Source organism: Streptomyces sp. E2N166, from assembly GCF_003671715.1.
In the GTDB taxonomy this organism is placed as follows: Bacteria; Actinomycetota; Actinomycetes; order Streptomycetales; family Streptomycetaceae; genus Streptomyces; species Streptomyces thinghirensis.
This window is the reverse complement of sequence record NZ_RAIF01000012.1, coordinates 477,674-486,933: the sequence shown is the minus strand read 5'-3', so window position 1 is coordinate 486,933 and position 9,260 is coordinate 477,674. Positions and strand designations below refer to the sequence as shown.

Genomic DNA, 9,260 nt, shown 5'->3' with positions numbered 1-9,260 from the left:
GGCGGCTGCGCGGCCCGGTCGTCGTCGCCGCTGCCGCCGGTGTACATCAGGGTGCCGGCGGCGATGGCCACGACGAGGACGCCGCCGGTCGCCGCGAGGACCGCGAACCGGGTGCGGCGGCGTCTGCGTATTCGGTGCTGCTCGGCCGTCCAGGAGGCCTCAGCCGTCGCGGGGTCGTACGGCCCGTATTGAGCGGGCTGCGTGTGCTGCGGGTACGGTCCGTGCTGCCCGTATTGTCCGGACTGCTCGTACGGTCCGGGCTGCGGTCCTTGATCATCGTGGGTCATGGCGGCGCAGGGTAACAGCGTGGGCGGCCCTGAGTCCCGGCGCCCGACAAGGTGTTGTCTAACGGGATAGAGCGTCCCGAACCGCCTCATCGGTGCGGCCCACGACGGCCGTTCCGTCGTCCGCCGTGATGATCGGGCGCTGGATCAGCTTCGGGTGCTCGGCGAGCGCGGTGACCCAGCGATCGCGTGACGCCTCGTCACGAGGCCAGTCCTTGAGGCCCAGTTCCTTGGCCGCGGTCTCCTGGGTGCGGGTGATGTCCCACGGTTCCAGGCCGAGACGGGTGAGCACCTCGCGGATCTCCTCCTGGCTCGGTACGTCCTCCAGGTAACGGCGGACGGTGTAGTCGGCACCCTCGGCGTCGAGCAGGCCGACCGCGTTGCGGCACTTCGAACAGGCCGGGTTGATCCAGATCTCCATGCCGACACCGTAGCCCGAGGGTGCGGAAACCCGTTCGTCCCGTGCGCCACAGTGACCCCGAAAGCCCTTGTGGCCAGGGGCTTTTGTCAGTGGTGGACGGTAAAATAGAAGCAGTGTTCGAGGGTGTCGCCGGGAGGTCCGGACGGCGCCCTGACCGCGACAGGAGGATGCCCGTGCCCGCTGCCGCACTGAAGCCGAAGCCGTTGCCCACCCAGTCCACCGCCAAGCGGCCCGTCCTGCTCGACCTGCCCTACGAACCCGTGGAGAAGCGTCCGCTGCCGGCGGGCCGTCCCCGCGAGTGGTACGTCACGCACAACCGCCGGCTCAAGGCGATGCGGCTCGCCATCGCCCTGCTCGACTCCGGCGTCTACCTGCCGAACCAGGCGCGCAACGAGAGGATACGGAGCGCTGCGGAGACGATCGGCGTCCACCCGCCGTCGGACACGACGTGCCACATGGTGCGGGCGTTGATGCGGTACTCGCGGTGAGCGGGACGCAGGGTGCCGTTCGTTTCGCGGTGCCCTGCGTCCGGTCGCCGTCCCTGGGGGCGGGCTGCCGCCCCCAGGCCCCGCTTCGGCCTGAACGGCCTCGTCCTCAAGCGCCGGACGGGCTGAAGGTGCCGACCGGCGCCGGGAAACGGGCGCTACGCCGACAACTCCCGCTCCAGCGGTGTCCGGAAGCGCGGCGTGATCCGAGTCGTGGCCACCCAGGACGCCAGCCGCTCCGCCTCCGCCGCGATCGCGGACTCCGCCTCACGCCCGATGCCCTCGCCGCCGGTCCCCGCACCGTCCAGCACCCGCCAGACGATCTCGCCGTCGGTCCGCTGGGCCCAGCCGCCGATCACGCGGCCGTTCCACCACACCGTCGGCCCCACGTTGCCGCTGCGGTCGAAGAGCATCGGCCGCAGCTCGGGCGCGAGGTACCAGTCCCGCTGCCGCCAGCCCATCGCCGTCGGGTCCAGGGCGGGCAGCAGTGCCGCCCACGGTTCGGCGGGCCCGGCCACCGGACCGGCGTCACCGGCGACGACGTACCCCGCGCCCTCGTCCAGTGACACCGCCTCCGCGCCGATCGCGGCCAGCGCCCGGCGCACCTCCGTCACCCGCCACCCCGTCCACCACTTCAGGTCGTCCTCGGTGGCCGGCCCGCACGCCGCCAGCCACCGCCGCAGCAGCTCCGCCTGCGCCTCGGCCGGGTCCAGCTCGGGATGCGGGGGCGCCGGCGCCCAGCGGAACCGGCTGGACGTCCAGGAGCCCAGCGGCCGGCCCCGGACGACCTTCCCCTCCACGCCCAGCACCTTCAGCAGCCGGGTGGAGACGGTGTGCACGCCCTCGTAGCTCTTCCCGGGCGCGTAGACGAACTGCTCCTTCAACCGCGGCTCGTCCCGGGCCAGCTCGGCCGCCGTGGCCTGGCCGCGCCGGGCGAGCACGGCCAGCGTCGACTCCTCGACCTCCGTCAGCCAGGCCGCGTCCGGGGCTCCGGCCTCCGCCATGTTCTTGAGCAGCGAGGCCCGCTCCTTGGCGGCGACGGTGAGACCGGTCGAGGCGTGCACGACCGCCGTCAGCTCCGTCGGGAACACGAACACGGTGTGCCGCATGCCGTGCATCCGGACCAGCGTCCCGTCCTCGTACAGCGCCCGCTCCGTCCCGCCCACGGTCTTCGTCGCGTCCGCGAGCCGGGCGCCCACGGCCAGGTGCACCGTCGCGGGGTCCGTGCCGTGCAGCGCGACCAGCGAACCGGCGACCTCCTCCGGGCTCCCCGCCCGGGACGGTCCCGCCAGCCGCTGCCGCAGCGCGAGCCGGTCCCGCCGCTCCGCCGTCCCGATGCGCCGCCGCCCGTCGCCCATACCGGCCTCCACCCGCCCGTAACGTCGCGTTCTGGTGAGGCCATCCTGCCCGACGCCACTGACAGTCCCGGGCCGGACGACGGTCCGGTGAGCGACCTGGGGCCCGTCTGACAGGCCCTAGTAGGACGCCCGGAAGTTGGCGTACCCGAGCAGGACGATCAGCGCGGCCACGCAGCCCAGCACCACGGCGGTGGACACCCACGACGACCGGCGTCCGGAGCGGCCCACGTGCTCGGGGTCGGCGCGGAAGGGCACCGGTCCGGGCGGGTTCTCCTTCCAGCGCGCGGCGAGCATCCTGGCGCGTGCGGAGGGTTCCTTGTGCTCGGCACCGTCCGCCCACTTGATGTCGAACTCGCGCTCTTCGTCGTCCCGCTCGGACATGTCCGGTCCCTCTCCCCGTCCCCTGACTCGAACAACCGTGTCAGTAAACATGATCCCGGGCCTGTTCCCCCCTGTGAAGCTTTTCGGCCAACGAGCCCGTGGGCCGGCGAGCCGGCGGACGACGACGGCGCCCCCGTCCCTGACGAGCAGGAGACGGGGGCGCCGGACGACCCGGGCGGACCCGGGCGTCGATCACACGTCGAAGTACATCTCGAACTCGTGCGGGTGCGGACGCAGCTGCAGCGGCGCGATCTCGTTCGCGCGCTTGAAGTCGATCCACGTCTCGATCAGGTCCGGCGTGAAGACGTCGCCCTGGAGGAGGAACTCGTGGTCGGCCTCCAGGCGGTCCAGGACCGCGCCGAGGGAGGTCGGGACCTGCGCCACGTTCGCGTGCTCCTCGGGAGCCAGCTCGTAGAGGTCCTTGTCGATCGGCTCGGCCGGCTCGATCTTGTTCTTGATGCCGTCCAGGCCCGCGAGGAGCAGGGCCGAGAAGGCCAGGTACGGGTTGCCGGAGGCGTCCGGGGCGCGGAACTCGACGCGCTTGGCCTTCGGGTTCGAGCCCGTGATCGGGATGCGCATCGCGGCCGAGCGGTTGCGCTGCGAGTACACAAGGTTCACCGGCGCCTCGAAGCCCGGCACCAGGCGGTGGTAGGAGTTCACCGTCGGGTTGGTGAAGGCCAGCAGCGACGGGGCGTGCTTGAGGATGCCGCCGATGTAGTAGCGGGCGGTGTCGGACAGGCCGGCGTAGCCCTGCTCGTCGTAGAAGAGCGGCTCGCCGCCCGTCCACAGCGACTGGTGGACGTGCATGCCCGAGCCGTTGTCACCGAAGATCGGCTTCGGCATGAAGGTCGCCGTCTTGCCGTTCTTCCACGCCACGTTCTTGACGATGTACTTGAAGAGCTGGAGGTCGTCGGCCGCGGCGAGCAGCGTGTTGAACTTGTAGTTGATCTCCGCCTGGCCGGCGGTGCCCACCTCGTGGTGCTGGCGCTCGACCTGGAGGCCGGACCGCTCCAGCTCCAGGGAGATCTCGGCGCGCAGGTCGGCGAAGTGGTCGACCGGCGGGACCGGGAAGTAGCCGCCCTTGTAGCGGACCTTGTAACCGCGGTTGTCCTCCAGGGCACCGGTGTTCCAGGCGCCGGCCTCGGAGTCGATGTGGTAGAAGGACTCGTTCTCCCTGGTGGCGAAGCGCACCGAGTCGAAGACGTAGAACTCCGCCTCCGGGCCGAAGAACGCCGTGTCGGCGATGCCGGTGGAGGCCAGGTACGCCTCGGCCTTCTTCGCCACGTTCCGCGGGTCGCGGGAGTACTGCTCGCCCGTGATCGGGTCGTGGATGAAGAAGTTGATGTTGAGGGTCTTGTCCCGGCGGAACGGGTCGACGCGCGCGGTGGACAGGTCGGGGCGCAGGGACATGTCCGACTCGTGGATGGCCTGGAAGCCGCGGATCGAGGATCCGTCGAAGGCCTGCTCGTCATCGGGGTCGAACGCGGCGGCGGGCAACGTGAAGTGCTGCATGACGCCCGGCAGGTCGCAGAACCGGACGTCGACGAACTTGACGTCTTCGTCGGCGATGTACTTCTTGGCCTCGTCGGCGTTCTGGAACATCCAGCTCCTCCTACTCCCGACCGTCCCGCCGGGGTGGTAGATCGTTCGTGCGGCCAGTGCGGGTGGCACACGCTTCCTCGACCCTAGGGACGGGTGATTTCTCGGGCGTGACCCATTTGTTTCGCAGAAGTTAACCGGCTCCGTTCCAGCGTAGGCCTCATCCGGGCCCGCCACACCCCGCCGTACGCCGCTCCGCGGCCTCCGCGCCCACCCTCCGTCCGCCGGTCATATACGGGCGCAGTACCGTGGACGGGTGGACAACAGGCAAGCAATCGGATCGTGGCTTTCCGGGCCGCGCGCGGCCATCGAAGAGGCCGGCGCCGATCTCGGATACCGGGGCGAGCAGCTCGGTCTGCCCGAGGAGGGACCGGGCTCGATCGCCCGTCCGGGCAGGCGGATCGGCGCCCTGGCCGTCGACTGGGCCCTGTGCCTCCTGATCGCATACGGCCTGATCACGGACGGCTACGACCAGGCGACCGGCAACTGGGCCCTGCTGATCTTCTTCGTGCTGAGCGTGCTGACCGTCGGTACGGTCGGCTTCACCCCGGGCAAGCGCCTCTTCGGCCTGCGCGTGCTGGACCTGGGCACGGGCCGTCCGAGCCCCCTGCGCGGCCTGCTGCGCTCGGCCCTGCTGTGCGTGGCCCTCCCGGCGCTGATCTGGGACCGCGACGGCCGGGGCCTGCACGACCGGCTGGCGCGCACCGTGGAAGTACGGATCTGACGCGACCCGTACTGGTCTGACGCGGCGCGTACGCGCTGGCGCGGCGCGTACGGTACGGCGATGGGGGCGCCCGGAGTGATCCGGGCGCCCCCATCGCCGTACCGGCGTCTCGAAGTCCTACGGGGTCAGCGCTGCCTGGGGTTGCCGCCCCGGGGCATGCGCATGCCCTTCGGCATCGGGCCCTTGGGCAGCGGCATGTTGCTCATCAGGTCGCCCAGGGCGCGCAGCCGGTCGTTGGTCACGGTGACCTGCGGGCCGCTCAGGACGCGGGGGAGCTTGAGCATGGTCGTGCGGAGCTTCTTCAGCTCGACCTGGCCTTCGCCGGTGCCCACGACCAGGTCGTGCACGGGCACGTCGGCGACGATGCGGTTCATCTTCCGCTTCTCGGCGGCGAGCAGGGACTTCACCCGGTTCGGGTTGCCCTCCGCGATCAGCACGATGCCGGCCTTGCCGACCGCGCGGTGCACCACGTCCTGGTTCCGGTTCATCGCCACCGCGGGGGTGGTCGTCCAGCCCCGGCCGATGTTGTCCAGCACGGCCGCCGCGGCGCCCGGCTGTCCCTCCATCTGACCGAAGGCCGCCCGCTCGGCCCGGCGTCCGAAGACGATCGCCGTCGCGAGGAAGGCGAGCAGCACGCCCAGGATGCCTGCGTAGATGGGGTGACCGATCAAGAAACCGATCGCGAGGAGGACACCGAAAACGACGATGCCGACACCCGCGAGTACAAGACCGATCTTCTTGTCGGCCTTGCGGGTCATCTTGTAGGTCAGAGCGATCTGCTTCAGTCGCCCGGGATTCGCAGCGTCCGCTGCAGGTTCCTTCCTCGCCATGGCACGAAGTCTACGTGCCCCCGAAAGCGCCGACGACGGCAGTGCCCGGCGTACGGGGAGGCGGGGCGGAGGCCGGGCCGGGCTCAGGGGCGGCCGGCGACGGACTGCCGCAGGACGCGCTCCGTCTCGATCCGGTCCTTGGCGCGGCGGCGGTCCTCCAGCACGGAGGTCCAGGCGTTGCGCCGGGCGGTGCGCTGACCACTGCTCATCAGCAGCGACTCGACGGCCCGCAGTGCGGTGGTGAACGACGGGATGGCGGTGGCGCGGACGGCGGTGGCGCGAACAGGCGCGGCCTGCATCGTGGAGGTCCCCCCTCGGTACGGCTCCGGGCACGGAGACGGGTGTACGTGCTGTGATTTCAGGGTCACTGATTGGTGTTACCAGGGCGTGACCCCCCGGTCAAACGGACATGAAGCCGCGATGCCGCAGGTCGGAACGGCGTCGCGGCCCCGACCGGTGTCCTCATCTGCGAGGACGGTCGGGACCGCGACGTATCGGCCATTACTGGCGAGTAGTGACTTGTGCGTGAATTCACACGGTGGCGGAGTTACGCTGCTCCATCGCCATCCGGTAGAGCCGTCCGGCCCGGTACGAGGACCGCACCAGCGGGCCCGACATCACGCCGGAGAAGCCGATCTGCTCGGCCTCCTGCTGCAGCTCCACGAACTCCTGCGGCTTGACCCAGCGCTCCACGGGGTGGTGGCGCACCGACGGGCGCAGGTACTGCGTGATGGTGATCAGCTCGCAGCCGGCCTCGTGCAGCTGCTTCAGCGCCTCGCTGATCTCCTCGCGCGTCTCACCCATGCCGAGGATCAGGTTGGACTTGGTGACCAGACCGTAGTCGCGGGCATCGGTGATGACCTTCAGGGAGCGCTCGTAGCGGAAGCCGGGGCGGATGCGCTTGAAGATGCGGGGGACCGTCTCGACGTTGTGCGCGAAGACCTCGGGGCGGGAGGCGAAGACCTCCCGGAGGAGCTCCGGCACCGCGTTGAAGTCGGGGGCCAGCAGCTCGACCTTGGTGCGGCCGTCCTCGCGCTCCGCCGTCTGCTGGTGGATCTGGCGCACCGTCTCGGCGTACAGCCAGGCACCGCCGTCCGGCAGGTCGTCACGGGCGACGCCGGTGATGGTCGCGTAGTTCAGGTCCATGGTGACCACGGACTCGCCGACCCGGCGCGGCTCGTCGCGGTCGAGCGCCTCGGGCTTGCCGGTGTCGATCTGGCAGAAGTCGCAGCGCCGGGTGCACTGGTCGCCGCCGATGAGGAAGGTCGCCTCGCGGTCCTCCCAGCACTCGTAGATGTTGGGGCAGCCGGCTTCCTGGCAGACGGTGTGCAGGCCCTCGCTCTTCACCAGGTTCTGCATCTTGGTGTACTCGGGGCCCATTTTCGCCCGGGTCTTGATCCACTCGGGCTTGCGCTCGATGGGGGTCTGGCTGTTGCGGACCTCCAGGCGCAGCATCTTGCGTCCGTCGGGTGCGACTGCGGACACGACCGGCTCCCTAGCGTTTGATTCTTCGGCGTCTTCAAGCGTACGCCCGTTGATTTGAATGCCCGGCGAGGGTGCTGGCCTCGCAGGAGGCTGCCGCCCCCAGGCCCCCGCTTCGATCTGAACGGCCTCGTCCTCGAACGCCGGACGGGCTGGATTTATGCCGCGCAGGGATCAGGCCGGCGTCTTCTCGATCACCCGCGGCTTCAGCTCCGCGTTCTCCAGGACGTCACGCAGGTGGCGCTCGGCCACCGGCAGTACTTCCTCGATGGTGATGTCCCCGCCCAGTTCGTTCGCGAGCGAGGCGACGCCCGCGTCGCGGATGCCGCAGGGGATGATCCTGTCGAACCACTTGTTGTCGGGGTTCACGTTCAGGGCGAAGCCGTGCATGGTGACGCCCTTGGCGACCCGGATGCCGATCGCGGCGATCTTGCGGTCCTCGCGGCGCTGGCCGGCGTTGGACGGGGCGTACTCGGGCCCGTTCATCCGCGGGTCGAACTCCTCGTCGGCCAGCCGGGGGTCGAAGTCCAGGGACAGCCCGCCGAGCGCCGGGCGCCGGTCGAGCGGGTCGCCCAGCACCCACACCCCGCTGCGGCCCTCGACCCGGGTGGTCTCCAGGCCGAACTCCGCGCAGGTGCGGATCAGGGCCTCCTCCAGCCGCCGCACGTGCGCCACCACGTCCACCGGGCGCGGGAGCTTCTGGATCGGGTAGCCCACCAGCTGGCCCGGGCCGTGCCAGGTGATCTTGCCGCCGCGGTCCACGTCGACGACCGGCGTGCCGTCCAGCGGACGCTCGCTGTCCTCGGTGCGCCGGCCGGCGGTGTAGACCGGCGGGTGTTCGAGGAGCAGCACCGTGTCGGGGACCTCGTCGGCGAACCGCGCGGCGTGCACCCGGCGCTGCTCGTCCCACGCCTCCTGGTACTCGACGCGTTCGGCACCGAACCCCATTCGGACGAACCGCAGCTCACTCACGGCAAGTGCCTCCCTGGAAGGTCGTAAGGCACGAACCGTGCCCACGCCACTGTACGACCGTCCGGCCGTCGTCAGCCGGGCGGGCAATCCTCACACGATCGGATGAATGCCGGTCGAAGTGTGCGATCGGGTGCTCACTCTCCGCTACATTCGCGCCGTTCACGAGGCCATAAGGGCTGCTCACAGGCGCTCCGGGCACATCGAACGGCCCGGAAGGCAGGAGACCGCACCGCACCATGACGGAACGACCCGCGCAGCGCACCCCCAACCGCCAGCTCGCCGCGCTCATCGCCGAAGCGGGGTTCTCCAACGCGGGTCTCGCGCGTCGCGTCGACCAGCTCGGACTCGAACACGGCCTGGACCTGAGATACGACAAGACGTCCGTCACCCGGTGGCTGCGCGGCCAGCAGCCCCGCGGCACCACCCCGGCCCTGATCGCCGAGGTCTTCACCCGGCGTCTGGGCCGCCGCCTGACCGCCCAGGACCTCGGCCTGGACGCCTGCGCCCCCGTCTACGCGGGGCTGGAGTTCGCCGCCTCCCCGGACGAGGCCGTCGACATCGTCGGCGGGCTGTGGCGCAAGGACTCCGGCAGCCACGCCGAACTGCGCAAGATCGCCTTCACCCCGGCGGGCCTCGTCGTGCCCAGCCGGGACTGGCTGATCGGCCGCGCCGACGAGAAGGTGGCCCGCGTCGAGGTGCCCGTGCGCATCCCCGCGCAGGGCCG

Annotated in this window: 10 protein-coding genes and 2 pseudogenes; 3 read left to right on the top strand and 9 right to left on the bottom strand. The window is 70.6% G+C overall.

What is annotated here, in order from left to right; all coding sequences use genetic code 11:
• Positions 1–287 (bottom strand): annotated as a pseudogene (locus EBH09_RS37775) (hypothetical protein); the annotation flags it as partial.
• Positions 288–345: 58 nt separating this feature from the next.
• Positions 346–705, bottom strand: coding sequence for an arsenate reductase family protein (locus EBH09_RS09885; RefSeq protein WP_121746639.1), 360 nt, complete (start codon positions 703–705; stop codon positions 346–348).
• A gap of 173 nt (positions 706–878) precedes the next feature.
• Here EBH09_RS09885 and EBH09_RS09880 point away from each other — a divergent pair, with 173 nt between their 5' ends.
• Positions 879–1,193 (top strand): hypothetical protein, encoded by a 315-nt coding sequence (locus tag EBH09_RS09880; RefSeq protein ID WP_055417700.1) that lies wholly within the window; start codon positions 879–881, stop codon positions 1,191–1,193.
• A gap of 155 nt (positions 1,194–1,348) precedes the next feature.
• Here the strand turns inward: EBH09_RS09880 and EBH09_RS09875 are convergent, their stop codons facing one another.
• The 3 genes from EBH09_RS09875 to glnA all read right to left on the bottom strand — a co-directional run bounded on the left by EBH09_RS09875 (position 1,349) and on the right by glnA (position 4,531).
• Positions 1,349–2,548: a winged helix DNA-binding domain-containing protein gene (locus tag EBH09_RS09875; RefSeq protein ID WP_121746638.1), complete on the bottom strand. Its 1,200-nt coding sequence runs from the start codon at positions 2,546–2,548 to the stop codon at positions 1,349–1,351.
• A gap of 117 nt (positions 2,549–2,665) precedes the next feature.
• Positions 2,666–2,929, bottom strand: a complete 264-nt coding sequence (locus tag EBH09_RS09870; protein ID WP_193776219.1) for a hypothetical protein — start codon at positions 2,927–2,929, stop codon at positions 2,666–2,668.
• A gap of 192 nt (positions 2,930–3,121) precedes the next feature.
• Positions 3,122–4,531, bottom strand: a complete 1,410-nt coding sequence (gene glnA, locus EBH09_RS09865) for a type I glutamate--ammonia ligase (RefSeq protein ID WP_121746636.1) — start codon at positions 4,529–4,531, stop codon at positions 3,122–3,124.
• A gap of 253 nt (positions 4,532–4,784) precedes the next feature.
• Here glnA and EBH09_RS09860 point away from each other — a divergent pair, with 253 nt between their 5' ends.
• Entirely contained in the window at positions 4,785–5,252 is a 468-nt protein-coding gene (locus EBH09_RS09860) for an RDD family protein (protein ID WP_121746635.1), read from the top strand.
• Positions 5,253–5,377: 125 nt separating this feature from the next.
• On the opposite strand, the gene EBH09_RS09855 is transcribed toward EBH09_RS09860, so the two are convergent.
• The 4 genes from EBH09_RS09855 to lipB all read right to left on the bottom strand — a co-directional run bounded on the left by EBH09_RS09855 (position 5,378) and on the right by lipB (position 8,536).
• Positions 5,378–6,082, bottom strand: coding sequence for a DUF4191 domain-containing protein (locus EBH09_RS09855; protein ID WP_121746634.1), 705 nt, complete (start codon positions 6,080–6,082; stop codon positions 5,378–5,380).
• 83 nt (positions 6,083–6,165) lie between these two features.
• Entirely contained in the window at positions 6,166–6,381 is a 216-nt protein-coding gene (locus EBH09_RS09850) for a hypothetical protein (protein ID WP_121746633.1), read from the bottom strand.
• 232 nt (positions 6,382–6,613) lie between these two features.
• Positions 6,614–7,567: a lipoyl synthase gene (lipA, locus tag EBH09_RS09845; RefSeq protein WP_121746632.1), complete on the bottom strand. Its 954-nt coding sequence runs from the start codon at positions 7,565–7,567 to the stop codon at positions 6,614–6,616.
• A 171-nt stretch (positions 7,568–7,738) separates the two neighbouring features.
• Positions 7,739–8,536 (bottom strand): lipoyl(octanoyl) transferase LipB, encoded by a 798-nt coding sequence (gene lipB / locus EBH09_RS09840; protein ID WP_121746631.1) that lies wholly within the window; start codon positions 8,534–8,536, stop codon positions 7,739–7,741.
• 236 nt (positions 8,537–8,772) lie between these two features.
• Between lipB and EBH09_RS38725 the strand changes: the two are divergent.
• Positions 8,773–9,260: pseudogene (locus EBH09_RS38725) on the top strand (regulator); the annotation flags it as partial.